Here is a 26,064-nt window from a genome sequence, read left to right as displayed (position 1 = left end):
CTCTGTTATTTGGTTTTTATCCATTCCACATCCTCTTTTGTCCATCCCTCTGGTAGACCATTAGGAAATGGATCATCTGCATACACTGGTTTCAAAAGAACCTCGTCATATTCTTTCGTTTCTGAATCCATATGGGTATACATATGAGCGTATAGCTCTAGTTGCTGTTGCACATCCACCATAACGAGATTCACACCCATAGGCGGTGATTTCAGTTTCATGTCATACTTCCCAATGTAAGACCAAATAGGGCTATAAAACTTACGTCCCCCATTCACAAGATCATACGTGATTCTTTTGTCTTTTTTCTCGACCTGTTCATCATAAAAAAGGTGACCTGTGTGACGCTCAACGTTTATGTGCGGAAGCTCGTACGTAATGTCATACACTGATGTTTCGCCCTTCATTTCACTGCTGTGCTTCGTTTCTTCCATTTCAACTAAAGAACGGTTTCCGTTTTTCTTGTATGTCAAATAACTATCAACCATATTCGTCGGAACTTCAAAATCAAATGCAGGCGCAATCTTTCCGCCGATTTCATTTTCATAATGAAGATTCACTTTCCTTTCAAAGCCATAACCTGTTTTCTTTCTTGGAATTTGACTAATCGGTATACTTAACTGTTCATAAAACACCTTTCCCATCAAAGGCGTTTTTTCTGTCATGACAACACCCTTGTAAGACAGCTTTTTGTCTTTTGCCGCATCTGCCTTGATCGTTTTTTCACTCGCTGCGTACCCATCCGTTGCAAGTGAATTTTTCGCAAAATCAATTTTAAAATCGTTTTTGCTGAAGTCTGTAAACTTCACTGTGTAAAGAGCCTGGTCATTCACCTTCAGATACTTCGCAGGGATTTTCATATCAATCTTCTTAGGTAACTCTTTTGCTGTATACGTTTTTGATATGACCTTTGTTGATCCACGATATAACCCTACTGTGATTTTTTTGCCGGACATTTCTTTCAAGCTAGACTTGTAATTCAGTTCTTTCGACAAAAATACTTTGACAAGCAGACCCTTTTCCCATTGTGCTGTATAGATTTGCAGTTTTTCAAAGCCTAATTTTGCGAGTGGTTTGTCATAATAATAATTAATCGTGATGTTTTGTGACCCCACTGTTCCGCTTTCTTTGTTTCCATCAGTCCTTACATAACGATACGTATATTCGCCATCCTTAATTGTAGGATGTTTTTCGGAATACTTTTCACCACGCACCTTTTTATATTTTTTGGTTGCCTTGATCTTATCGCCTGTACGGTTGTCATAATAATTGACCGTTACATTACGCTCCAAATTATAGTAAAACTTGATTGTCACATCTTTGTTGCCTAATGTCCCAGCTTTATTTTTCTGATCAACAGGGATGAATTTTTCTTTTCCTTTCGTGATAGACGATTTTGGCGCAAACGAATACGTTGAACCTATGTTTCTTGTGTAACTCTCTTTTTCAAGAAGATCCCCCGAATACTTGTCTATATGTTGTACATTGATGTTCTTTTGACGCTTCTCAAATTTCGCCTTAAATGAAGTAGTATTGTTTGGATCTGCAAACACTTCGCCAAACCCTAATACTTGATAACTACCTGTTGAAGGTTTGGTGATCAAAGGTAGATAAAGAGCCATATCACTTTCCAGTTTTCCAGTATTATAATTTACCCCTACATCCAGTCCAGCTTCTAAATGTACTTTTTGATACCCATATACACGCATAGTACCATTTGTTACTTTCTTCCCTGTTGCTTCATTTACAATTGTGACACCCTTAGGCAATTTAATTTTCACACTGTTTTTCTTAGATGTTTTCAAAGTTGTTGTTTGTGAAATTTGTTTATTGTCTTTCACATGAACCGATAGATCATTTTTAGAAAATTTAATAGAGTTGTCTATATCTTCGCCATTTATAACTAAATCCCATAGCTTGTCATACTTCGGAAGACTTTTCCCCGAATCTCCACCAGAATATAAACGGTCTAAGATCAATGATGTAATGACAATACCTTGATTTTTATTTTTAAAGATATTTTCTTGACCACCCCATCCATAATACAAAGCTCTTTGCACTCTCGCATTATCATAAGGTGTCGCTTCTTTATACTTTGAACCTGTCGGCGGTGACGCTTTAGAATGCTGAAAACAAAAGGCCTGTTTCCCATCCACCCTAAAATCTCCGACAACTGAACCACGATAAGTGACTGCTCCTTTATATTCAATTTTGGGAGCCGCTGCCTTCGCTTTGGATGGCTTTAGAAAAGAAAAAATGGAAGCGATCATCCCTTGTTTGTCTTCAAGGTCGCTTTCCATTAATAGTTCTTGATTTGTATCTCCTTTTTCAATCAATCCGTTAAGCGTTGCTTTGACACGTTCACCGTCAACTAGCATATAGAGAACTTCGCCATTCATTTCTAAATATCCGTCATGGTTAACACCAAATGTTTCTATTCCTTCACCTTTTGCATGAACAGAAGGTAAATATCCTATGATCACACTAAATAGCATGATTACAATTACCGCTAAAAGTTTTCGTTTTCCTAGCGACGCTTTATTTTTCATTTCGACACCTCTCACTTTTTCAAAATAAAAAAGGCATCCTTTTTAGAATGCCTTTCAATCACTTTTACTTATTCAATTCGTCCCATGGTACACCATCAAGATCATTTCCATCATACTTATATTCCTTATACGTTTTACCTGGAGATTGGTCTCCACCATGATTCTTGATATTTCCTTCGCCTGTTTTAATACCATTTGTAGACGTACCACCAGTTGAACGTTTAGGCGCTGTTTTTTTAGGAGTGTTCACATGACTATATGACTTTTTAGGACTGGTTGATTGTTTTGGTTTTTTAGAGCTTGTCACCGATCTGTTAGAACTGGTAGATGGCTTCGTTTGGCTGTATGGTTTATTAGAGCTAGTTGAACCATTAGAAGAGTTGTATGATTTCTTAGAAGCCACTACTGGAGCTTTAGACGTTGAAGTATTGTTATTCTTCTGCTCCATCTTATTTATCGACTGGCTCTTTTCTTCTTTTTTGGTTGCTACTGTTTCAGTTTTCTTTGAATCTGCTTTTTTGCTTTTCTCTAAGTTGTCCTTTTTAGGGCTTTCCTTCTTCTTCACTTCGTCTTCTTTCTGTCCCTTAGTTTCAGCTTTTTCAACCTTTGCAACAGAAACCGTTTTTACTTGCTGTTTGTCCTGTGTTTCTTGCTTTGCGTTAGCATTAAAACCCCAAATAGTACCGCCTACTAACACGCCCGCCAACCCTAGACCAACAACAGCTTTGATCATTGTATTTTTCTTTGCTTTCATTTGTCTAATCCCCCAATTTTCCGCTATTCGTTAAGTAAATTATATCACGAATTAGCATTATTTTACATAAAAGAACAAAAAGAAAAACAATCAATCCCCCTAGTCCCCCAATTCTTTGGGGGACTCCCTCGCCGGTAGGCAGCTCAAAAGGTGTGATGACCTTTTGAGACATTAAAAGGGTATTGGGGGCGCTGATTGTTTCAACTCCTTAATGCTCCCTACGGTGCGCTTACCGTTGACACAAGCCATGTACGCACCACTAGACTTTAATTTACTGAAACTCGGACAAGTCTCAAAGAGCTTTTGCATGAAAGTCCTGCCTCTAATGATCTTTTCCAACTTGATCACCCCATTTGCCTTTCTGCTAAGAATGTTTCTAGCATGTCGATATGCTTCTTTTCTAACTTCGCATTAAGGAGCATGTCAGATATATAATTCGTTCCCTTGGCTTTATCCATTTCCAACACAACACGCATGATAGGCGCACAGTTATTTAAAAGCCACATATAGGATTTCTCAAAAGTATCTTTTTCCGTTTTCACATGAAGTCGTAGTTTCCCCACGTCACCAATGAACCTCTTCCAAAACTTACTGGATTCCCAGTGCTGTTTATGCCTGTTGTCCTTATCAACAAAGCGAATATAATAGTTAATCACCGCAATGGCGATATACGTCAAATCCTCTTTTTTCAACAATTCTTGAACAGCTTTTTCAGCACGATCATCCTTCAAACGCACTTCGTATCTATTCCACTTCTTATCAATATCATCATAAGGAATATCGTATTTTTGAGCTTGTTCAAATCCTTTCTGATAGAAACAGAAGTAGACGTCCGATTTCTTTGAACCCATGTAGAGAGTCATTCCATAGGGCTTCCCTCCATCAAGCAAGGTCGAGCCATCATACGAGATACTTTTAAATTTTGTAATGCACTCTTGCCGCCTAATTCTTTCACAAAGTGCAGGAATAGAAAAATACGTCTTTTTGTCATCTATTGCAATATCAAGCCTTGTGAATTTCCCTTTTTTGTCCTTACATTCTTGAAAGAAGTCAAACCACGTTTTCTTTCTGCATTCTAGGAATGCTTCAAACTGTCGACAACCTTGACCAGACATTTCTATCAGCACGCCTCTTTCATCATGTGGCGCACTATAGAACACTTTAATCATATCCATTTCGTACGTACCTATATATCCGTAAAAGCCTGTCGGCTTATGTTTCATAAAATCTTCATGTAAGTGTAATACATTTTGGATAATATCCTTTACATCATGTGTTTTAAAACTCACACGAATATAGTCAACTATTGATGTGACAGTGTTTTCAACGGTTTCTTTTTCTTTTTTTGTGTTTTGTACCCCCCTGTTAGCTAGGGGGGGTTGGACTAATTCCGTCATTCGCTCCGCTCACTCCTCCCGTCGCTGGGCGCTACAGCTGCCGCTTGCGGCTGTCGCCGCCTGCGCGCCCTCACGCTCCTATCACGCACTTCTTTTTCAATCCATTCCCCAATAGTTCAGATGCAAATATATCCGCAAGATGATTCAAACCATCCTCACCTAAAATTAATTTCGTGCATTGTTCAATGACTACACGTGTTTTACACAAGAAGTACATACCTAATTCACGTGCTATCGTGAACAGTTTGTCCTCTATCCTTTCATTCACATGAATAAAGAAAAATTCTTTATCTTCGTTATTCTTATAGTATTGCAAGAAGCCATCTATACGTCCTAATGGTCGTGTAAATACACAAATGTTTAATTGTTGGCAAATTTCATAAACGTTGTTTGTCTCAAATTCTTTTAACAATGAATCGACTTTATGTTTAACTTCCGTCACAGTATAAATGATAATCACTTTCCCTTCTTGAATGAGATCAATCATATATATCCGCTCTGGTTTCCCATCATGGCGCTTATCAGTCGTTTCAATCGACCTAGTAGGCTATTTATAGCCATCAAGTTGATTAATGGTGACAACTATCCCGCACGCTTTTTCTAGCCTGCTTACAGTTTGGTATATACGATTACTGTCAATCGCCAAAAATGACGCATATAGACATTTCATCCAAGAAGCCCTATAATAAAATTGTCTAGGTTTTATTCTAGGGCGTTCTTGATTCTGTCAAGGCGCTTTTTTTGTTTGTATGTATTTTTCAAAGACCAACCTCTCCTAAAGTTTGCTTCTTTGACAGTCCATCAATGGTATATACTCACATTGATCAACTGGCCATTAACGAATTGATCTCTTTCATTCCGACTTTATAATGTTTCTTAATCCGCCTTAGCGATAACCCTTTAAACAACAATCTTTCAATAATGACTTTACTCAATGGCTGTTTAAGATAATGGTTTATAATCACAATATCCAAAGCCATTTTCATTCGTACTGACCAATTCCCTTCCAAAGACTTCGCAAGGATTACAGCTTTTTTCATAATATACTTTGTGTCATTAAGTTTCATTTTTTACTCACCCAGTTCTCGCTTCATTTTCGTAAAAATACGTTTTTCGAAAAATCGCTTCGTTCACCCTGCCTCTTACCACTCTATAACCTTGTTTTTTCATTTCCTCATTTAATTCTCTAATGATGTCATAAGCTTTTGATTGCTTGACTTCCAAAATCTCTTGAACATCCTTTACCGTCAAAAAACCTTTCATCATTTCACCTTCTTTCTGAAAACTCTTCGTTTGATTACCAACCAATAATAAACTAATCGTTTACCAAGAAGTAAAAAAAACAACTTTTCGTGGAGTTTGTAGATTTTTTTGGACTTCATGGAAAAGATTAGATTAATATGTAACTAGAATAAATCAACGTTTTGTTTATGTCAATACAAATAACAAAACTTTTCGTTTATAAAAATGAAAAAATAAACTTTTTGTTGTATCATGTATTCAAAATCAACTTTTCGTGGAGTGGAAAATATGACATTAGGTGAGCGACTAAAATTTGTTAGAGCACAAAAAAAATGGAGTCAAGAGTTTGCAGCAGAAAAAATAGGTATTTCAAAAGCAGTCTTATCAAATTATGAGAGAGACTATAGAGACCCAGATACCCATACTTTAAAAAAGATAAGTGATGTTTATAATGTGTCCACTGATTTTTTATTAGGGAAAAACCATATCGAAGAAGATGATAATGATCCAATTTTGAATGCTACGTTTAATGAAGCAATTGAAGAATTGAAAAAGGAAGATACACTACTCTTAATGAAAAGCGGAAACATAGATGCCGAAACAGCTCTTCTTATCAAAAAAGCTCTAAAAAATGGCATTAGATTTGTAGAAGAAATGAAAAAGAAAGAGTGATTCACTATTTATACTACAAAAGGAATTAAACATAAAGTAGATGCTGTACTCAGTCAATTTGGGACCAACAACGTTTATGAGATTTGCCAACAATTAAACATCTGTATACTTCCGCAACCCCTAGGTAGTGTGAATGGTTTTCTTCAATTTTATCAAGAAGAAAATATCTTTCTTATACACATTAATGAAGAAATAAAAAGACAGGAATTCACTATTGCCCATGAACTTGGTCACTATTTTCTTCATAAAGCATTAAATACATTTAAAATTGCTAACTGTTCAACATCGCTAGAAGATAAATTAGAACAACAAGCAGACATCTTTGCATCAGAACTTCTTCTAACAGACGATATGATCACTAATGCTTTACCTAAAATACAAAACTGTACGCAGGAACAAGCAGCATCATTTTTTCAATTACCTCTCACAGCAATTCATTATAAATATTCACAAATGCAGTTGCTATCAAAGAAACGAACTGAAAATCGTTCTAACAATTATTTTAGCCTCGCCTTTTAGCGGAGGTTGGTTTTCTTGATTAAAGAACTCGATAATGGTAAGTGGCTTGTAGATGTAAGTCTTGGTGTTGACCCTATCACTGGTGAAAGAATTCGAACAAGACGTAAAGTATTGACAGAAAAAGAAGCCGAAGATTTAGAGGCAAAAATCCAAAACGAGTACAATAAAAATCATTTATTTCTGAAAGAAAAAATGGGATTCTGCGATTTATTAAATCTGTTTTATGAACATAGTGAGGCGGCTCACAAAGGTACTTATCCGGAAAATATGACGTATTCTATAAATAAGCACATTCTTCCTTACTTTAAAAATAGCATTCTGCAAAGAATAAGAAAAAAAGACATACTAAACTTTAGAAAACACCTACAATCTAAATCAGAAAAAGAAAAGAAATTAAGTAATAAAACAATTAACAATATCATGACCATATTAAATCAAATCTTCAACGTTGGAATTCTAGAAGAGGCTTTAACATCTAATCCATGCGACAACATAAAAAGATTACCCAAAGAACATAAAAAAATGAAATTTTGGACACCACAAGAGTTCAAAGATTTTCTTAGCCTAATCCCTGGAGATCAATTGCTATTCAAAACATTCTATACAACAGCTTATTTAACTGGAATGAGGTGTGGAGAGTTGTTGGGTCTTACATGGATAGATATTGACAGATATAAAAAAGAGATAGATGTCAACAAAGCCTCAACATTTATCAATGGAGAACATGTTTTAATTGAACCCAAAACAAAAACTTCTATAAGGCGAATAAGCATAAATAAGAAACTTTTAAATTTATTAGATCAATGGAGACAAGAACAAGAAAAGCTTTTTGATGATCTAGGTATTTCTCATTCAGACGAAACATTCATTTTTCAATATAAAGATACACCATCCAGAAAAGATATTTTCTCACGAAAAATTAAATATTTCTGTCAAGAAGATGAGAATTTAAAAGTAATCAGATTACACGATTTAAGACATTCACATGTCGCACTTCTCATTGATCAAGGAGAGGAATATCACACAATCAAAGAACGATTAGGGCATGCATCTATAAGAACAACAATAGATGTATATGGACACTTATTTCCAAACAAACAAAAATCCATGGCTGATAAATTAGATGACATTATTTAAAAATATCAAATTCAAACAAAATATGCCCACTTAGATAAAGTAAGTGGGCACGTTTTGGGCATTTACGTAAAATCCTATAAAAAATTAAAAATACCAAAGGTCTATAAACCCTTGGTATCATTGATGCGGCCGAGAGGACTTGAACCTCCACGGGTTATTCACCCACTAGGCCCTCAACCTAGCGCGTCTGCCATTCCGCCACGACCGCGTGTATGATGTGCTCATATATTGATAAGTGCACTGTTTGAAAAAACAATGCGGGTGAAGGGACTTGAACCCCCACGTCATAAAGACACTAGATCCTAAGTCTAGCGCGTCTGCCAATTCCGCCACACCCGCGTGACAATGGTGAGCCATGAAGGACTCGAACCTTCGACCCTCTGATTAAAAGTCAGATGCTCTACCAACTGAGCTAATGGCTCATCTGCTATGCAGAAAAACATATAAAAAATGGCTGGGCTAGCTGGATTCGAACCAACGCATGACGGAGTCAAAGTCCGTTGCCTTACCGCTTGGCTATAGCCCAACGAATCAAAAATAACAAAACATGACCCGTACGGGATTCGAACCCGTGTTACCGCCGTGAAAGGGCGGTGTCTTAACCGCTTGACCAACGGGCCATAAAATAATGGCGGAGAAGGAGGGATTTGAACCCTCGCGCCGCTTACGCGACCTACACCCTTAGCAGGGGCGCCTCTTCAGCCACTTGAGTACTTCTCCATTATGGCTCCGCAGGTAGGACTCGAACCTACGACCGATCGGTTAACAGCCGATAGCTCTACCACTGAGCTACTGCGGAATAATAAGACATGTTTCATTATATATATGCCAGAAAAATGTGTCAAGAATTTTTAAGCTTTTCATTCCTGCTTCATTTGCGACGGCTTTTATAATTTAACATATACTAATATAACAGTCAAGCCTTTTTCCATGCCATTTGTTTAACATGGCAGAAAGCCCCGGGCCTCTTCACGTAGACCAAGGGCCTTGATGCGGCCTTCCATGAGATTAAGACAGATGAAACTTTCGCATCCACTTATAAAAAGTACTTCTTGGCACTCCTGATAGCCTCGCTGCTTCTGACACATGACCTTTCGTTTTATGCAGTGCGTCTACCACTGTTTGCTTTTGAATCCGTTCCCTGAATGTGAGTTCTTTTGGTGTCTTCGTATACTCTGCTAGATGAAGCTTCTGCTTTTTATGATCAATAAACTCTAATACTGAAGCATATTGCGATTCACCAATCCATCCACCATTCGGAAAGAGAACCCTTAAATGTTCAAACAGGTTAAAAAGCTCTCGTATGTTACCTGGCCAGTGATACTCCTGCAATTTCTGAAAAAGTGATTCAGGAAACGATGCATTCCAGTGGTGCTTTTTTTGGTAATAACGATATAAATCATGAATGTCTTCTTTTCTTTCTCTAAGCGGCGGGATGTTGATCGGATAGACATGAAGACGGTAATACAAGTCTTCTCGTATTTTTCCTTCCTTCAGCAGTTCGTTCATATTACGGTGAGTCGCTGTGATGATCCGAATATCCAAAGGGATTTCGTGTGTCCCTCCGAGCGGTACGACTGCCCTTTCTTCTATCACCCGAAGAAGCGCTACTTGCATCGCATATGGGATTTCACCTATTTCATCTAGAAAGAGCGTTCCTTTATGGGCTTGTTCAAATTTCCCTTTAGCTCCGTGACGTTTCGCCCCTGTAAAAGCCCCTTCAGCATAGCCAAACAGCTCACTTTCTAACAGACTTTCAGGAATGGCTCCGCAATTAACAGCAATAAACGGCCCCTTATGCCTTTCACTGGCGGAGTGAATGGCTCTAGCGGCAAGTTCCTTCCCTGTCCCTGTTTCTCCCCAAATATATACATGAGCATCTGTTTGTGCCGCTTTCTTCATCTGACTAAGTGTCTGTTGAAATACCTTACTTGTTCCTGATTCCCCGGGAAATTGAGCAAATGAAACGGTGATGTCATTTTTCGCTGCTTCTTCAAAGGAAAAGGATATACCTAGCACCTTCCCGTCTTGCTCTGATCGAATGATCTGCTTTCCCCGGATAACAAATGAATGATCCTTAAGCCGCTCGACATCCATTCCATACCAGTCTGAAAATCGGTCTCTAATCGACCTGCTGGCAGAAACAATTTGCTTTTTTTCATTACAGACCACATACGGTTTGTCTACTTCCACCTGCTGGAGACAATGAGTGATCAGCTCCATTTCTCTCCTTTTTTGCTGGACTTGAATGTCTCTCTCGATGGCATAAGCAACCGTTGAAGCAATTCCAAGCATAAAAGGGTGCTTGTTATCCGTCATACAGGAGATGTCAATTACCCCTATGATTGTACCGTCTGCATCGCGAATTGGAGCAGCGGAACAACTCCAATGATGAGAGGCGATAGAAAAATGCTCAGTTCCGTTGATCGTCACCGCTTCTCCGATGACGAGTGCCGTTCCGATCGCATTTGTCCCTACATCCGTTTCGGTCCAGCGCGACCCCTCCATAAAATTAATTCTTCTTGCTTCCACCATCGTTCTTTCGCTTCCTGCCAGACTTAGCACATAACCGTCTGCATCGATGAGTAAGGCCAACATGTCAGATTCTTTTAATTGCTGACTGATTTTATTTAAGTAAGGAAGAGCCGCATTTAAAAATAATGAATATTTCTTTTTTTGGGCACTGAATAATTCCTTTTCTAACAACGACTGTCCTTTATCTAAATACGGATTCACATTTGCCTGTTTACACCTATGCCATGATTCTGCCACTCTCTTATTCAGACGAGACTGATCAAGCAAACCTTCACGAACAAAACGTTTCCACGTATTTAAATAACAAGGCGGCGGATTCATTCCATCCTCTCCTCTGGGGGCTTTTTATTCATTATAGATAAATATAAAAGCGCTTTCAATTATCATTGGCTAACCCAAGAAGTCAATCGGATAGAAAAGGAGTCTTGTTCAGCAGTGCACCGCTCGGCCAATGGTTTGCAGCAAGGCTTCATGTATTGCCTCTGAAAGTGTCGGATGTGCCGCAATAAACTGCTCTAATGTATCAGCGGTCAGCTCGGTATGCATCATCACCGCCGCTTGTCCAATCAGTTCTGTTGCATGCGGTCCGATGATTGAAATGCCTACTATTTCTTGATATTGCGGTTCTACAATGACCTTTACTTGACCGACTGGTTGATTTAAGATCAATGCCTTTCCATTTGCAGAAAAAGCACATGTCCCGATCCGAATCTCCTCATATTGTTTTCTAGCACTCTCTTCATTTAAACCAACACTGGCGATTTCTGGAGAGGTGTAGATGCACCTCGGAATCACTTGTTCATTGACCTTTATATGTTCACCTGCTGCATGGGATGCCGCAACTGTTCCTTCATGAAAGGCAGTATGAGCAAGCTGTACACCACCTGTCACATCACCGCACGCATAAATATGCGGGAGATTGGTTTGCATATGTTCATTGACGTAGATTCCGTTTCTATCAAATTCAATTCCAATCTGATCAAGATTCAACTCTTCAAGTTGCGGAGTTCTGCCAATCGCCACTAAGCATAGATCCGACTGGATGTCACACCGCTCTCCTTGATTATTCTCCACCATTATATTTCTTGAAGTGGAATCAAGCTGTTTAACTGCGGCGGCCGTTAAAATGTCTACACCCGTTTCTTCGAGCTGTTCGTGAAGACATTGTGCGATTTCCCGATCTTCTTCGGGTAAAATGTGCAGAGCCCGCTCAATCATGACAACCTTTGATCCCATTCTGCAATAGATGCTCGCAAACTCACAGCCGATCACCCCGCCCCCAATGATACAAAGTGAATCTGGGATCGAAGAAAGTGACATGGCATCCTTACTGTGAATGATCCATTCGCCATCAAAAGGTGCAAACGGTAAAGCAGCAGGCGCAGCCCCTGTTGCAATAATGATTTGCTTTGCTTGAATGATTTCAGACTTTCCTTCACTTTCTATGAATAGCTCATGTGCTGATAGAAATGAAGCCTTTCCATTTACTACGGTGATTTTGTTTTTATTCATCAAGTAACGAACACCATCAGTGAGCTGTTTGACGACAGACTGTTTCCGTTTTTGGACAACATGCCAATGGATGGTAGGCTCATGTTCTGGAAGCTCTATACCAAAATGTACAGCCGATTTCACATGCTCATACATATCGGCGCTTTGCAAAAGTGCTTTGGTCGGGATACAGCCTTCATTGAGGCAGGTACCTCCCAGCTGACCTTGATCAATTAACACAACCTCCCTGCCAAAACGGGCGGCTGTTATGGCCGCCACATAACCTGCTGGTCCGCCTCCTATAATGACCAGTGTCATGGTACATTCACCTTCTTCCTATAAAAGAATGGATATTGGTTCTTCTAAGTGTGCTTTGACCGTTGATAAAAATGCAGACGCAGGTGCCCCGTCCAGCACGCGGTGGTCAAACGTAAGACTGAGTGGCAAGATGGTTCCTTTACACAATTCATCCTCTCGATAAACAGGGGTGTCATACATTGTTCCGATACCAAGGATCCCCGCTTCCGGCGGATTCAAAATTGGCGTGAAATGCTCTACGCCATACGCTCCAAGATTGGTGATGGTAAAGGTAGAACCTCTGATTTCGTCATGAAGAAGCTTTCCTTCTCGTGCTTTTTTGCCATACAATTTAATGCTCTTCGCCAGCTCTATCAGCGTTAACCGCTCCGCATGCTGAATGACTGGTACAGCCAATCCGTTATCTAACGCAGCAGCAATCCCAAGATGAACATTCTCAAAGGTTTCCACAACTCCGTTATGATATTGACTATTCATTGCAGGATGTTCTAACAACGAAAGGATCGCTGCTTTGGCGATAAAATCGGTGATGGTCAACTTTGTCTCGTAACGTGCGATGGCTGTTTCATTCAGCTGTTGTTGTAAGTTTGTCAGTTTTGTCACGTCCGCTTTCATCGTAATGGTTAATTGTGCACTTGTTTGCAGGCTTTCCATCATTCTTGAGGCAATTGTTTTCCGCATCATGCTGACTGGCTGATGCTTTGTTGGTTCATTTTGTTGTTTTTGTTTTTCTTTTTCATCAGGAAGTGCCCGAAGCACATCCGCTTTCGTGATTCTCCCATCTGGACCTGTTCCCACTAGTGTATGAATATCCAGATTAGCACTTTGAGCAATCTTACGTGCAACAGGGGAGATTTTAATTCTCTCTTTCTTTTGTTTTGGCGACAGGCCTTTTTCTTTCTTTTCCTCGACCTGTTCATTTCCTTCACCGATATAGCAGATGACCGTGCCAGGCGGTACACCTTCTCCCTCGGGCACTTTTATATCCAATATGGTTCCTTCAGCAGGTGATTCAATCTCCATTTCAATTTTTTCTGAGTTGATGCTTGCAATGCTTTCTCCTTTATTTACGGTCTCACCGACCTCTTTATTCCAGACAGATACCGTTCCTTCTTTCATCGACATGCCCAATTTAGGCATCACAACTTCGACAGCCATCTCCCTCTCTCCTTTCTCTAGTTCAAGATCTTGTCATGACTCTTGCCAATCATCTCTAATACAGTGTTCACAACTTTATCAGGTGTTGGCAGATATATATCTTCAAGAGGTGGTGAAAATGGTACCGGCGTATGAGGAGCCGTCACTTTTTTGATTGGCGCGTCAAGTAAATCAAATCCTTTATCCGCAACCAAAGAAGAGATATCTGCGGCAATTCCGCACCTTGGATTTGCTTCATCGACAATGACAAGTCGATTTGTTTTTTCTACTGAAGTCAGAATGGCCTCTTCATCAAGCGGCGACAAGCTTCTTGGATCAATCACTTCCGCTTCAATACCTTGGGCAGCTAATTGCTCTGCCGCTTCGAGTGCTGTATGCACTTGTTTGCCTACTGCAAAGATGGTTACATCAGATCCCTCTCTCTTCACATCTGCTTTCCCAAGCGGCAGTGTGTAATACCTTTCCGGCACATCTCCTGTGATATTGTAAAGCGTCTTGTCTTCAAAAAAGATGACAGGGTCCTGATCCTCAATCGCTGCCAGCAGCAGCCCTTTGGCATCATAAGGGGAAGAAGGTACAACTACTTTCAATCCTGGGATGCTTGTAAATAGCGCATACAAACTTTGCGAGTGCTGAGCTGCTGCTCTAAAACCCGCCCCATGTGTCGTTCTAATTGTGATTGGCACCTCTGCTTTTCCGCCAAACATGTACCGAAATTTTGCCCCTTGATTCAGCACTTGGTCGAGACAAGTACCGATAAAATCATTAAACATAAGTTCCGCAATTGGTCTTAGCCCTGTTGAAGCAGCTGCCATGGCTGCGCCTACATAGCCAGCTTCACTAATTGGTGTATCAAGGACACGCTCACGTCCGAATTCCTGGACAATTCCTTTCGTTACACCAAGAACACCGCCCCATGCTTCATCATCCTGTAAGTGATCTACATGAGCGCCTCCCGCAACATCTTCTCCCATTAAAATGACATCTTCGTCTCTTCTCATTGCCATTTTAATCGCTTCATTCAAAGCACTAGACATGCTGATTTCCCTTGTCATTTCCCTCTCCTCCTTCTGATTTATTGATACGAAACATATACGTCGGTCAATAATTCTGTCTGATCTGGATATTCACTTTCTTCACTGAATCTTACGGCTTCATCTATTGCGTCTTCTACAGCCGCTTCAATACTTAATATTTCTTGATCCGTGAGCAGCTGCTGCTTGATTAATTCATTTTTAAAAAGAGCGATCGCATCTCTCTCTTCTTGATGTTCGGTTTTTTCTTGATTGGTTTTGTAGCGCTGAGCGTCTCCTTCAAAATGACCATAATTCCGATATGTCATGCATTCAATCAATGTCGGACCTTCCCCATTTTTTGCTCGTTCTATCGCTTGTTCTGCGGCTTGATAAACAGCCATCACATCTTTTCCATCTACTTGAATCCCAGGAATGTCATAACCGGCCGCTCGCTCTACGATTGATTTGCAGCTTGAAGCATAAGAAAATGGCGTCGCTTCCCCGTACCCATTGTTTTCTGCGATGAAAATGACTGGCAGTTTCCAGATGGCGGCGAGATTGATTCCTTCGTGAAAAGTCCCTTGATTGTTAGCACCGTCCCCAAAAAAGCAAACGCTTATATTATTTGTCTTTTTATATTTAGCCGTGAGGGCTGCCCCGCACGCAAGTGGAAAGCCGCCTCCAACAATTCCGTTGGCACCTAGCATTCCTTTATCAAAATCTGCAATGTGCATAGATCCACCTTTTCCTTTACAAAGACCTGTGGCTTTTCCATAGATTTCTGCCATCATTCCTTTTAGATCACAGCCCTTCGCGATACAATGACCGTGGCCGCGATGTGTACTTGTAATACTGTCTTGTTCATTCAGATGAGCGCAGACACCTACAGCAACAGCTTCTTCACCAGCATAAAGATGGACAAATCCTGGCAAGATCCCTTTTGTAAAAAGAGTGTGTACTTGATCTTCAAATTGGCGAATTTCCTGCATTTTTTGATACATCCAAACGGCTTTTTCTTTTGTGAGTGCCATTTCCATGATAAAACCTCCTATCTTTTTTGCTTGCACTTCTATACAAGCAAAAAGCGTGCCAACATCACGGCACTTGAAAACTTAAGTTTTGAGCGGATCACTTCGATCAAAAAAGAGACAAAATGAGACTTGAATCTCTATTTGTCTCAATATGTCTACTTCTTCTCACAAAAAAAGCATCCCATAAAGGAATGCTTATCAATCTGAACCGATTGTACGCTGCCATTTTAATTTTCCTTTGCAGACGCCGCACACGTAACGAGAGGTATCAATTCGCCTTTTTCTAATAAAATACTGACCGCATCCTGTGCAAACATATTCTTGTCGTTTCTGTACACGTCTTTTATTCTGTACGGTCTTTAGCGGTGTACAAAAACGCGGGGCTCCTACTTGTTGTAATAAATCTTTAAAGGAACGGTCACGATGCTGATAGCCTTTCCCCTCAAGATGCAGATGATAATGACACAGCTCATGCTTGATGATTCCGATTAATTCTTCTCGTCCATGTTCCTCTAGGTACCGGCGGTTCAGTTCGATATTGTGTGTTCCAAGTAAATACCGCCCGCCTGTCGTTTTGAGACGGTCATTAAAAACAGCCTGGTGACGGAATGTCTTACCAAAGAACTGCTCAGAAATATGTTCTGTTAACTGCTGTAACTCGCTCTCCTTCAATCAAGATCGTTCCTTTCTATAAAAACCTCGAACGGGACAATTTCCCCTTTGCATACATTGAAGGTACACCCACTGTTTCGACCAAAGGAGGAATGGGCGATGCCCAACTGGCTGAAAAATCAGATGCAGAAGGCTTTTTTTGAAAAAAATCATTACCAAATCAAGTTGCTAAATCAATGCTGGTACTTCTACAGAAAAAAACATTCAGTCGCATCAAGGCACACCCCATCCTGAGGTGCGCCTCGTTTTTTTGTTTATTCTGGTTTCAGCATGGAGAGGGCAACGCGGCCTTTTGCCTGGTCAACGGAGTCCACCCATACAGTCACAATGTCACCAACTGATACAACGTCAAGCGGGTGCTTTACAAAACGGTTGCTGAGCTTAGAAATATGGACAAGCCCGTCCTGCTTGACGCCAATATCAACGAATGCGCCGAAGTCTACGACGTTTCTTACCGTTCCTTGCAGCTCCATTCCTTGCTTCAAGTCCTCCAATTTCAACACATCTGTTTTCAAAAGAGGTTTTGGTACTTCATCGCGCGGATCACGCTCAGGTCTTGTCAGCTGATCGACGATATCTTGTAGTGTGATGATGCCAATATCAAGCTGCTCTGCTGCTTCATCCAGCTTAACCTCTGCGATTTTCTCCTTTAACTGCTCTGTGCCAAGATCATCTGGCGTCATCTTGATCATGCGTAAGAACTGTTTTGTTTCTTTATAGCTCTCTGGGTGAATGCCTGTCCGATCGAGTGGATCTTGTCCATCTGCGATGCGTAGGAAACCAATACACTGCTCATAAGTTTTAGCCCCAAGTCTTGGAATGTCCTTTAATTCTTTTCTGCTTGTGAATCTTCCAATCTCTTCGCGGCGCTTGATGATATTCCCTGCAACGGCTTTTGAAAGACCTGACACATATTGCAGCAGCGCCTGTGAAGCCGTATTGACGTTCACACCGACTTGGTTGACGACTGTCTCCACCACGAAGGTTAACGAGCTGTTTAATTGCTTTTGGCTCACGTCATGCTGGTATTGGCCTACCCCGACAGATTTCGGATCAATTTTCACGAGTTCTGCTAAAGGATCTTGTAATCTTCGAGCAATGGATATAGCGCTTCGTTCTTCGACTTGCAGGTCTGGAAACTCTTCTCTCGCCAGTGCAGACGCAGAGTATACACTTGCTCCTGCTTCATTCACAATCAAATAGGAGACCGGCTGATCCAGCTCTTGAATGAGGTCTGCAATGAATTGTTCAGTCTCTCTTGAGGCTGTTCCGTTTCCAATCGCAATGACTTCAATATTTGATGATTGAATGATCTCTTTCACTTTTTGTTTCGCTTCCGCTTTTTTCTGCACTGGCGGATGCGGGTAAATGACGCCGATATGATGGACTTTACCTGTATCATCCACGACGGCTAACTTACAGCCTGTTCGAAATGCAGGATCGACTCCAAGTACACGCTTCCCTTTCATCGGCGGCTGAAGCAGCAGTTTTCTTAAGTTTTCAGCGAAAATATGAATCGCTTGTTCTTCTGCTTTTTCTGTCAGCTCTTTGCGGATTTCTCGTTCGATGGATGGCTGGATAAGACGTTTATATGCATCGTCAATTGCCGCTTCGATAGACGGTCTCGCCGTCGTCTGTTTGCCTTTTATGACTGGTTTGTCGAGATAGAAACGAATATTTTCAGCAGGCGGCTCGATGGCTGCCTTTAAGATGCCTTCTTTCTCTCCGCGATTCACCGCTAGTACACGGTGCGGCACTATCTTTTTGATCGGCTCTTGATAATCGTAATACATTTCATAGACATTTTTCTCATCGTTTTCGATGTCTTTTCCTGATGTGATCAGACTACCCTTTTGGTACGTTTCGCTACGAATCCATTTCCGCATATCAGGATCATCTGCCAGCTGTTCAGCAATGATATGCTGCGCACCTTCAAGCGCCTCTTCTACACTTGTTACTTCTTTATCTTCGTTGATAAAAGAAGCGGCCTTTTTCTCGATCTCATCGCTTGGCAATGTGAGTATATATTCCGCCAGCGGCTCAAGCCCTTTTGCTTTGGCTACATTTGCCTTTGTTTTACGTTTTTGTTTGAATGGCCGGTATAAATCTTCGACCTCTTGCAGTTTATGAGCCTGCTCAATTTTTTGTTTTAATTCATCCGTCAGTTTGTCTTGTTCTGCGATTAACCGGATGACTTCTTCTTTTCGGTTCATGACATTTTGGATATATGTATAGCGCTCTGAAATGGTTTGAATTTGCACCTCATCCAGCGAGCCTGTCTGCTCTTTCCGGTAACGGGCAATAAACGGGACGGTGTTGCCATCCTCTAAGAGCTTGATGACACTTTCAATTTGTTTGGTTGAAAGCTTTAATTCTGTTGCAATTTGTTTCAATAAAAAGTCAGATGTCTTCATACTTTGCATCCTCTCACTGTGTCTTCTCTTTTAGTGTATCAAAAAAATCGGTAAAACAGAAAAAAGGTCAGCTATTTTACGTAAGCTGACCAAGTACATAGGTGAGATCGTCCTTTTTGTCTTGTGTGTATGTTTCAAGTTGTTTGGCAATATCTTCAACCGAATGACTATGCTTTAAACACATTCTCATGTTTGGCACATTCAGTCCGTCTGAATACATAATGAATGTCGATCCTTTTTCGTAGGAATAGGTGTATGTTTTATATTTTCTAGGTTTCCCTGATAAGTATCCTGATGTCGGAAGTGGATAAATATAGTCGCCAGAAGGGGCATTCAAGATGAACCGAATATTACCAACCGAACAATAGGTAAACTGCTGCTGGGAAAAATTCACCTTTAAGATCCCAACAGTGGCTCCGCGTTTATTTTTCATCGCCTGATTGCATCTGTCGATGAGGGTCGTCATATCCTCATGTCCATATTCTTCGACAATTTCGCTGACTAAAGAAGATGATTCATTGGCGAACTGACCGCTGCCTAATCCGTCTGCCACAGCACAAATTAGTTCTTCATCATCTGCTTTAATAAAAAAACTGTCCCCGCAGCATGATTTCCCTTCTTTATTCGATTGATAGATAATGGCATTCACATGCTCATGCTGTTCAATCTGTTTCATTACCCTAGCTCCATAGACGCATCTTCTGATAATGCATCTCGTAGCTTTTTAACTGCCTTCCGTTGCAGTCTCGATACATGCATTTGGGATATCCCTAGTAAATCGCCTGTTTCTTTCTGACTCTTATTTTGTAAATAAGTCAGATTGATAATCTCTTTTTCTCGATCTGTCAGAACATGAAGCACACTCTCAAGCATCATTTTTTGGTTTACACGCTCGTAGCCCTCTTCTTGTGAGCCGACAACGTCTAAAATGGTGACTGTACTTCCTTCAGAATCAGCCTCTACGCCTTGGTCAACAGACAGTGCTTGATAGCTTTTGCCCATCTCCATGGTTTCTAGAACTTCTTCCTCTGTCACATCTAGGTATTCTGCAATTTCTTGGACTTTCGGTGACTTTTGCGTCTCTGTTGTTAGATGATCAACGGCCATCTTGATTCTTGGTCCAAGCTCTTTGATTCGCCTTGGTACATGGACACTCCATGTTTTATCTCGTAAAAAGCGTTTGATTTCTCCGATAATGGTTGGAATAGCAAAGGCTTCAAATGATTTACCGACGAGCGGATCGTATCGCTTAATGGCGCCAAGTAAACCAATCATTCCAACTTGTCTGAGATCCTCATGAAAGCTTTTTCCTTTTGAATATTTTTTTGCCAGCATATCGACCAAGTTTGTATAGCATTCGACCAGCGTGAGCTGCGCCTGCTCATCTTGATTGGATTGATAGCTTTGGATAAGGCGATCCACTTCATCTTTAGTTAGTTTCATAGTTTTGGATGGTTGTGTCATGGTCAACTCGCTCCCTGTTTAAAAACTTTGTCATCGCAACGGTAACTCCGGAGTTTGCTTGCACCTCGACTTCATCCATCAATGTTTGCATTAAGTATAAACCAAGACCTCCTTCTGCCAATTGATCCACCGTATGAGCAGTTGTATACGGTCCGAGGTCTTCTTGCTTTTGCTTAAAGTCAAAGCTACCGCCTTTGTCAGCGACAATGATTTCTAGACGATCTTCGTAGACAAGAAAGCGAACAGCTACCTCTCCATCTTCACCGTCTTTTCCTTTATAGGCATGCTGAACTGCATTTGTACAAGCCTCACTGACGGCAATTTTTAAGTCTTCAATCTCTTCGTAGACATAGCCCATTCGGCTCGCTACGCCTGAAAGAGTCAGGCGAATGATGCCTACATATTCTGGTTTCGCCGGTATTTTCATCTCGATTAGATCTACTGTTTCGTTCATTGTACCCCACCCTCTGACTTTGCAGAAATGTCAATGATGTCCTTTAATCCAGTAATTTCAAACAACCTTACAAGCCGATCTGATAAGTTTTCAAGCTTTAGTGTTCCGCCTGCTTTTTGAGCTGCTTTAAACAGCCCAACAAATACACCTAATCCTGTACTATCCATATACGTAACATCCTTCAAACAGATCTCAAGATGCTCTCCCGCCTCGGCTTTAGGCATAAGTGTTTCTCTTAGCTGAGGAGCAGAGTACACATCGATTTCTCCACTGACACTAATTTTCGTTTTTTGATCTATTTGATGCTCTTTTACAGACATATTCATTATGCATTCACCTCGAAATTCTTGTTTCCTTGAATTTTATATACCCGTCTATGCACTTTCTAAACCTTCCTTTTAAGGACAAGTAACGTAAAATCATCATGCAGCTGGAATTCTTGCAGCTTAAGTAAGCTGTCATAGATGGCATCCACCATTTCCTGAGCTGAATAGGATAGGTTCTCTGATATCAGCGCTTTGATATCCTCACGCTCTAAGAAGCCGTCCTCTGATTTAGATTCTGTGACACCATCAGAGAATAAGATCACCATATCTCCTACGTCCAGATGCTTCTCATACTGCTTATAATCAAAATCTGGTGCGATCCCAAGGACAAGTCCTTTTGCATCTAAATCGTAAAATTGATTCTCTTTATTGCAATAGAAAAAGCCCGGCTCATGACCAGCCGATGCATATTTAAATTCATGTGTTTCTTTATTATAGCTGCCATAAAACATGGTGATAAACATACTTGGGTCTACGTTTTGCTCGACAACACGATTTAGGGTTTTCAGCACTTTAGTTGGGCCGCTCCCTGACTCTGGCAATGAATCCATCGCATATTTAATCATCGACATACAAAGCGCAGCCGGGATTCCCTTTCCAATGACATCTGCGATCGCGATATTAATCGTATCGTGATCCGTCACAAAGTGGTAATAATCTCCACTCATCTGTTTTGCCGGTACACTGATCGCCCCAATATCGAACGTATCTCCTTCTGGAATTTTCGTTTCCAGAAGGGTTTGCTGAACATTTGCAGCAATTTCAATTTCTGATTTAATTTCTTGCTGGATGCCTCTAAGTGTTAAATGTTCCTGATAGGCAAGTCCGTACCCAATCATGACTTCAATTAAGAAGTCTAGTGAATGAAAAACATCTTCCGGCAAATCAGGGTAAAGCTCCTGAATCACTTTTCGGTGAACACTCACTATTTCTTCAGGAGGTATTTGATGCTCAATGGTTTTACGGCTAAATTTTTGAGCTTGATAAAGCGATGTTTCAGTTAAATCACTGATATAACGACTGAGCAGCTGATGGTACCGCTGCTCCATTACCTCCTTAAAATCCATGGTTTCCCTCCTAGCGAAGCCACTTAACAGCTTGTATCTCCGTTCCTTGTTCTGGTGCAGAATCTAATTTAAATTCATCCATCAGTCTTCTGACGCCCGGCAAGCCTGCTCCGAGTCCGCCTGATGTAGAAAATCCGTCTTCCATCACTTTACGTATATCCATGATGCCAGGACCCTCATCGGCTGCGATGACCTTGAGTCCACGCTTTCCACGCTCCATCACTTCTTCTATACAAATCTGACCTTTACCAGCGTATAAATAGATGTTTCGAGCTAATTCTGAAATGGCCGTCGTAATTCTTGCTTGGTCAACTGTTCCAAAACCAAGTTCTTTTGCAACATTGCGCCCCAATTGTCTTGCTGCGACTATATCCCATTCCGTCAATATTTTTACACAGGATTGGTCTTTCATATCTATTCCCCCAATTCCCGCTTCAGTGTCTCAAGCCCTTGTTCAAGATCTAGTGCTGTTTGTATTTCTTCCAGCGATATACCAAGTTCAATAAGCGTCACAGCGACTGCCGGTTGTATTCCTGTTAATACAACTTTTGCCCCCATGAGCTTAGACATGGTGATCACATCGCCTAATACCTTAGCGATAAATGAATCAATCATATCGACGGATGTTAAATCGATGACAACACCGTTTGCTCCTGTTTCATGAATTTTATTCAGTAAGTCTTCTTGAAAGTGAAGAGCTGTTTGATCATCAAGCTCCCACTGTATTGAAATCAGAAGACAGTTATATAATTTTAAGATTGGAATCTTCGGGTGATTTCTCAATTGGTTATCCCTCCAATGAAACAATTTTTCGATTTGTCATTTCCAAAGCAGTTTGAATTCCTTTTTGAAGGGTATTCTTTGTTGTAACCTGAGATAAATCAATTCCAAGGTTAACGATCGTTTGGGCTATTTCTGGGCGAATCCCGACAAGTAAACACTTCGCTCCTACTAATCTCACAGCCTCTGACGCTTGTATGATATGGTGGGCAACCATTGTGTCCACGACAGGTACACCCGTGATATCAATTAAGACGACCTGTGAGCGATGTTTGACGACACCATTGAGCAGGTTCTCCATAATTTTTTTCGCACGATCTGTATCAATTGTTCCAACAAGTGGCATGACGGTGATGTGCTCAAATACTGGGATTAGCGGGGCAGATAGTTCCTGCAGCGCAATTTTTTGAAGGCTGACGGTTTTTTCCCATGAGATGGAGTACTGGTTTAAAATCTCGTTATGGATGGGTGTGATGAATCGGTCGATTTGCCAAATGAGGTCATGACTTTCTTGTGTTGTATCTTTGTCATCGTTCATTTTTTCATATAAATGTGTACGAATTTCCGTTAGACCGTTTGCCAGCAACTTAAGTGATATACCCATTTGAACAATTTTTAAAGCAAAATTTTGCACTTTTTCTTCAAAATCCTCATTATCCCCCTCTGAAAGAGATGTAATGATGAGTTGAACATATTCCGAACAGATGGTTTCATACATTTTGTCGTTCAGCATCATGTCCGTTTCTTTTTCTCCGAGTCGTTTTAAAATGTCCGTCCACTCTTTTTCTAATTCCTTTTGATGCTTTCTTGCAAAAGCTAACACGATATGATTCGACATGTTTTACCCCCTACTTACATTTAAAGCTCTTCTTAGTCTTTCTTCATTATAACGTTAATAAAAATTGAACACAAAAAAAGTTGCTCCCAGTAGAGCAACCATATCTCACCATATTAAAAATCAATAAGAGCCAAACTAACTTGTAAGGCTTCATCAACCTTCTCCATCATCTCATCATCAAGATGTGTGATTTTATCTGTCAGTCTTTGTTTATCGATTGTACGAATTTGTTCCAAAAGAATGACAGAATCTCGTTCAAAGCCGTACCGCTTTGCATTAATTTCGACGTGAGTCGGTAATTTCGCTTTTTGTATTTGGGCTGTTATGGCTGCAACGATAGCAGTCGGGCTGAAGCGATTTCCAATGTCATTTTGAATCACCAATACTGGGCGAACCCCGCCCTGCTCGGAGCCAACAACAGGAGATAAATCAGCAAAGTAAACATCACCGCGTTTAACAATCAAATGTTTAACCCCCGCTGACTAATCGCTCAACTGTATTCTCAGCCTCAAATTCTGCGTATTGTGCCTCTGAAGAGATATTCAGATTAATTTTCGCCATCTCCATGTAGCCGCGTCTCATCGATTCACGATTTTGTCGAATATTACGTTCACGAATATACGTTTTTGTCGCTCGGTAGATCAATTCATTTCTTGTTACCTTATCCTGCTCTGCTACTCGTTCGATCTCAGACATTAAAGTCTCCGGCAGTCGAATCTTCATTTCGTTTGTTGCGCTGGATTCAGACAAAAAACATACACCTCCACAAAACTTACGGATACCGTATCGATCCATTCCAAGACTAATCATACCATTATTCAATGCACAAGCAAAGCTGTTTTTTCATGATTTCTTATTAGAACATGAAGCGGCTCGCCACCCGTAAATCAAGATGATAATGGAGTTCCTCCTTCCCATTATACGCTTTTTTCCGAAAATCATACGGTATTTCCAAAATCTCTAAAAAAGGGAGAATGTTTACCCTACTTTTGTCGAATAAAAAAGAACGACGTCAGTTTGACTGTCGTTCTTTTGAATGTTGTTTATCAAAAACTTGGTCCGCCTTGAAGGAGTGGATTCCGCACTTGAACTCTTTTGCCGTCCTCTATATACACTCTCGGGACGCGGTGACCAATCGAGCACGTGATTTCATAATTAATGGTTTCAAGCCTTTTGGCGATTTCATCGACTGGTATCATGTCTTCGCCTTGCTTACCAATTAAAACGACCGTCTCGCCCACTGGAAGCTTGTCTTTCAGTTCAACCATGAATTGATCCATACAAACCCTTCCGGCGATCTTCCGGCGCTTTCCGCCAACAAGTACTTCCGTTCCTGCCAGCTTCCGAATCCATCCATCTGCATAGCCGACTGGAACCGTGCCGATCCATGTATCTTGATTGGCTGTATACGTTGCCCCGTAGCTGACACTCTCACCCTTTTGAATGTGCTTCACATGGGCAAGCTTCGTATGAAGGGACATGGCTTCTTCGAGCTTAAAAGGCAATTCATCTTTGATTTCTTCTGACGGTGACAGCCCGTACATACTGATGCCGAAGCGAACCATATTAAACAAAACGTCCTTAAACCTTAAACCTGCTGCACTGTTGGCACAATGAACGAGAAGCTTGTCCGTATGAAGCGGCTCAAGCAGTGTTTGAAAGGCGTCAACCTGGCGATCAAAGTAGGCCTCATCCTTTTCATCTGCTGTTGCAAAGTGAGTAAATACGCCTTCCAGCTGTAAATAAGAATGCTCGCCGACAAGCTTTTTCACTTCGTTCACTTGCTCTATCGTTTTCACACCTAATCGGTTCATTCCGCTGTCTATTTTCAAATGAAATCGTATAGGTTGTCCCATCTGCCCTTCCATCATGTTGGTGACGTCTTTCAGCCAATCGATGGAGTAAGCGGTCATGATGACATTGTATCGAACGGCGACTTTGACATATTCAGTCGGTACGGCGCCGAGTACAAGTATTGGTGCTTTGATGCCTTTATTTCTTAAAGAAACGGCCTCATCTAAAAAGGCGACGGCTAAAATGTCTGCGCCCCCTTTGAGAGCAGCACTTGCCACTTCTATATCTCCATGTCCATATGCATTGGCTTTCACCACAGCCATTAGTTGAACACTTTGACCGATATGATCTTTCATATGTGAAACATTATGCTTAATTGCTGATAAATTAATTTCTGCCCATGTGTCTCTATAAAAGGCATTTGTGTCCATCCGTC

27 protein-coding genes and 7 tRNA genes are annotated in these 26,064 nt (G+C 40.8%); 4 read left to right on the top strand and 30 right to left on the bottom strand.

Translation table 11 applies throughout. The features are described 5' to 3' along the window. Nucleotides 1-5 precede the first annotated feature (5 nt). The 5 genes from GPS65_RS06380 to xis all read right to left on the bottom strand — a co-directional run bounded on the left by GPS65_RS06380 (nt 6) and on the right by xis (nt 5,963). Nucleotides 6-2,549, bottom strand: coding sequence for a thioester domain-containing protein (locus GPS65_RS06380; protein ID WP_161985382.1), 2,544 nt, complete (start codon nt 2,547-2,549; stop codon nt 6-8). 64 nt (nt 2,550-2,613) lie between these two features. Then, nucleotides 2,614-3,303 (bottom strand): hypothetical protein, encoded by a 690-nt coding sequence (locus tag GPS65_RS06375; RefSeq protein ID WP_161985381.1) that lies wholly within the window; start codon nt 3,301-3,303, stop codon nt 2,614-2,616. A 344-nt stretch (nt 3,304-3,647) separates the two neighbouring features. Beyond that, entirely contained in the window at nt 3,648-4,700 is a 1,053-nt protein-coding gene (locus tag GPS65_RS06370; protein ID WP_161985379.1) for a replication initiation factor domain-containing protein, read from the bottom strand. A gap of 70 nt (nt 4,701-4,770) precedes the next feature. Beyond that, nucleotides 4,771-5,187 carry a M78 family metallopeptidase domain-containing protein gene (locus GPS65_RS06365; protein WP_144473946.1) on the bottom strand — a complete coding sequence of 139 codons (417 nt, stop codon included), beginning with the start codon at nt 5,185-5,187 and terminating at the stop codon, nt 4,771-4,773. A 587-nt stretch (nt 5,188-5,774) separates the two neighbouring features. Then, nucleotides 5,775-5,963 carry an ICEBs1 excisionase gene (gene xis, locus GPS65_RS06360; protein WP_185108399.1) on the bottom strand — a complete coding sequence of 63 codons (189 nt, stop codon included), beginning with the start codon at nt 5,961-5,963 and terminating at the stop codon, nt 5,775-5,777. A 267-nt stretch (nt 5,964-6,230) separates the two neighbouring features. Between xis and GPS65_RS06355 the strand changes: the two genes are divergently transcribed. From GPS65_RS06355 to GPS65_RS06345, 3 genes are read left to right on the top strand one after another with little or no spacing between them, the layout of a single operon-like run. Continuing rightward, nucleotides 6,231-6,614, top strand: coding sequence for a helix-turn-helix domain-containing protein (locus GPS65_RS06355; RefSeq protein ID WP_161985377.1), 384 nt, complete (start codon nt 6,231-6,233; stop codon nt 6,612-6,614). Nucleotides 6,615-6,638: 24 nt separating this feature from the next. After that, the gene (locus GPS65_RS06350; protein WP_274379584.1) at nt 6,639-7,133 is read left to right on the top strand and encodes an ImmA/IrrE family metallo-endopeptidase; all 495 of its coding nucleotides are present in this window, start codon (nt 6,639-6,641) and stop codon (nt 7,131-7,133) included. A 15-nt stretch (nt 7,134-7,148) separates the two neighbouring features. Continuing rightward, complete coding sequence (locus GPS65_RS06345; protein WP_161985375.1) at nt 7,149-8,270, top strand: site-specific integrase; 1,122 nt, start codon at nt 7,149-7,151, stop codon at nt 8,268-8,270. 124 nt (nt 8,271-8,394) lie between these two features. Here GPS65_RS06345 and GPS65_RS06340 read toward each other — a convergent pair. The 13 genes from GPS65_RS06340 to GPS65_RS06280 all read right to left on the bottom strand — a co-directional run bounded on the left by GPS65_RS06340 (nt 8,395) and on the right by GPS65_RS06280 (nt 16,491). Continuing rightward, nucleotides 8,395-8,478, bottom strand: a tRNA-Leu gene (locus tag GPS65_RS06340). A gap of 48 nt (nt 8,479-8,526) precedes the next feature. Then, nucleotides 8,527-8,609, bottom strand: a tRNA-Leu gene (locus GPS65_RS06335). Nucleotides 8,610-8,616: 7 nt separating this feature from the next. After that, nucleotides 8,617-8,692, bottom strand: a tRNA-Lys gene (locus GPS65_RS06330). A 29-nt stretch (nt 8,693-8,721) separates the two neighbouring features. After that, nucleotides 8,722-8,796: transfer RNA gene (locus GPS65_RS06325), tRNA-Gln, on the bottom strand. 22 nt (nt 8,797-8,818) lie between these two features. Further along, a tRNA-Glu gene (locus tag GPS65_RS06320) sits at nt 8,819-8,890 on the bottom strand. Nucleotides 8,891-8,899: 9 nt separating this feature from the next. Beyond that, nucleotides 8,900-8,990, bottom strand: a tRNA-Ser gene (locus tag GPS65_RS06315). 4 nt (nt 8,991-8,994) lie between these two features. Continuing rightward, a tRNA-Asn gene (locus GPS65_RS06310) sits at nt 8,995-9,069 on the bottom strand. A gap of 209 nt (nt 9,070-9,278) precedes the next feature. After that, nucleotides 9,279-11,126, bottom strand: a complete 1,848-nt coding sequence (locus GPS65_RS06305; protein ID WP_144473596.1) for a sigma-54-dependent Fis family transcriptional regulator — start codon at nt 11,124-11,126, stop codon at nt 9,279-9,281. A gap of 108 nt (nt 11,127-11,234) precedes the next feature. Continuing rightward, on the bottom strand, nt 11,235-12,614 hold the full coding sequence (gene lpdA, locus GPS65_RS06300; RefSeq protein ID WP_144473598.1) for a dihydrolipoyl dehydrogenase: 1,380 nt from the start codon (nt 12,612-12,614) through the stop codon (nt 11,235-11,237). Between the two features lie 18 nt (nt 12,615-12,632). Continuing rightward, the gene (locus GPS65_RS06295) at nt 12,633-13,772 is read right to left on the bottom strand and encodes a dihydrolipoamide acetyltransferase family protein (protein ID WP_144473600.1); all 1,140 of its coding nucleotides are present in this window, start codon (nt 13,770-13,772) and stop codon (nt 12,633-12,635) included. A 17-nt stretch (nt 13,773-13,789) separates the two neighbouring features. Further along, on the bottom strand, nt 13,790-14,827 hold the full coding sequence (locus GPS65_RS06290) for an alpha-ketoacid dehydrogenase subunit beta (RefSeq protein ID WP_144473602.1): 1,038 nt from the start codon (nt 14,825-14,827) through the stop codon (nt 13,790-13,792). Nucleotides 14,828-14,847: 20 nt separating this feature from the next. Continuing rightward, on the bottom strand, nt 14,848-15,825 hold the full coding sequence (locus GPS65_RS06285; RefSeq protein WP_144473604.1) for a thiamine pyrophosphate-dependent dehydrogenase E1 component subunit alpha: 978 nt from the start codon (nt 15,823-15,825) through the stop codon (nt 14,848-14,850). A 192-nt stretch (nt 15,826-16,017) separates the two neighbouring features. Continuing rightward, nucleotides 16,018-16,491: a SprT family protein gene (locus tag GPS65_RS06280; protein WP_012009004.1), complete on the bottom strand. Its 474-nt coding sequence runs from the start codon at nt 16,489-16,491 to the stop codon at nt 16,018-16,020. Nucleotides 16,492-16,590: 99 nt separating this feature from the next. On the opposite strand from GPS65_RS06280, the gene cmpA reads away from it, so the two are divergent. After that, nucleotides 16,591-16,725, top strand: coding sequence for a cortex morphogenetic protein CmpA (cmpA, locus tag GPS65_RS06275; protein WP_012009003.1), 135 nt, complete (start codon nt 16,591-16,593; stop codon nt 16,723-16,725). 20 nt (nt 16,726-16,745) lie between these two features. Here cmpA and GPS65_RS06270 read toward each other — a convergent pair whose 3' ends face one another. The 12 genes from GPS65_RS06270 to alr form a co-directional block, all read right to left on the bottom strand. Next, on the bottom strand, nt 16,746-18,905 hold the full coding sequence (locus GPS65_RS06270; protein ID WP_161985373.1) for a Tex family protein: 2,160 nt from the start codon (nt 18,903-18,905) through the stop codon (nt 16,746-16,748). A gap of 76 nt (nt 18,906-18,981) precedes the next feature. After that, complete coding sequence (locus tag GPS65_RS06265; RefSeq protein ID WP_012009001.1) at nt 18,982-19,581, bottom strand: PP2C family serine/threonine-protein phosphatase; 600 nt, start codon at nt 19,579-19,581, stop codon at nt 18,982-18,984. Beyond that, nucleotides 19,581-20,369, bottom strand: coding sequence for an RNA polymerase sigma factor SigB (gene sigB, locus GPS65_RS06260; RefSeq protein WP_012009000.1), 789 nt, complete (start codon nt 20,367-20,369; stop codon nt 19,581-19,583). The genes GPS65_RS06265 and sigB overlap by 1 nt, the downstream gene beginning before the upstream one ends. Continuing rightward, on the bottom strand, nt 20,335-20,823 hold the full coding sequence (rsbW, locus tag GPS65_RS06255; RefSeq protein ID WP_012008999.1) for an anti-sigma B factor RsbW: 489 nt from the start codon (nt 20,821-20,823) through the stop codon (nt 20,335-20,337). The genes sigB and rsbW overlap by 35 nt, the downstream gene beginning before the upstream one ends. Further along, on the bottom strand, nt 20,820-21,149 hold the full coding sequence (locus tag GPS65_RS06250) for an anti-sigma factor antagonist (protein WP_012008998.1): 330 nt from the start codon (nt 21,147-21,149) through the stop codon (nt 20,820-20,822). Before GPS65_RS06250 ends, rsbW begins: the two co-directional genes overlap by 4 nt. Nucleotides 21,150-21,208: 59 nt before the next feature. Next, complete coding sequence (locus tag GPS65_RS06245) at nt 21,209-22,216, bottom strand: PP2C family protein-serine/threonine phosphatase (RefSeq protein WP_012008997.1); 1,008 nt, start codon at nt 22,214-22,216, stop codon at nt 21,209-21,211. Between the two features lie 10 nt (nt 22,217-22,226). Then, a complete protein-coding gene (locus GPS65_RS06240) occupies nt 22,227-22,628 on the bottom strand; it encodes an anti-sigma regulatory factor (protein ID WP_003214085.1) in 402 nt (133 codons plus the stop codon). A 2-nt stretch (nt 22,629-22,630) separates the two neighbouring features. Beyond that, nucleotides 22,631-22,999 carry an RsbT antagonist protein RsbS gene (rsbS, locus tag GPS65_RS06235; RefSeq protein WP_003214235.1) on the bottom strand — a complete coding sequence of 123 codons (369 nt, stop codon included), beginning with the start codon at nt 22,997-22,999 and terminating at the stop codon, nt 22,631-22,633. A gap of 4 nt (nt 23,000-23,003) precedes the next feature. Then, entirely contained in the window at nt 23,004-23,834 is an 831-nt protein-coding gene (locus GPS65_RS06230) for an RsbT co-antagonist protein RsbRA (RefSeq protein ID WP_012008996.1), read from the bottom strand. A 113-nt stretch (nt 23,835-23,947) separates the two neighbouring features. Further along, complete coding sequence (gene ndoA, locus GPS65_RS06225; protein ID WP_003214169.1) at nt 23,948-24,298, bottom strand: type II toxin-antitoxin system endoribonuclease NdoA; 351 nt, start codon at nt 24,296-24,298, stop codon at nt 23,948-23,950. Between the two features lie 4 nt (nt 24,299-24,302). Further along, on the bottom strand, nt 24,303-24,584 hold the full coding sequence (locus GPS65_RS06220) for a hypothetical protein (RefSeq protein WP_012008995.1): 282 nt from the start codon (nt 24,582-24,584) through the stop codon (nt 24,303-24,305). Nucleotides 24,585-24,880: 296 nt separating this feature from the next. Then, complete coding sequence (alr, locus tag GPS65_RS06215; protein WP_144473608.1) at nt 24,881-26,059, bottom strand: alanine racemase; 1,179 nt, start codon at nt 26,057-26,059, stop codon at nt 24,881-24,883. Between the last annotated feature and the right edge of the window lie 5 nt (nt 26,060-26,064).

This window comes from Bacillus pumilus (genome assembly GCF_009937765.1).
GTDB classification, from domain to species: domain Bacteria; phylum Bacillota; class Bacilli; order Bacillales; family Bacillaceae; genus Bacillus; species Bacillus pumilus_O.
Note: the sequence above shows the minus strand (reverse complement) of the source record. Positions and strands in the feature narration are given on the sequence as shown.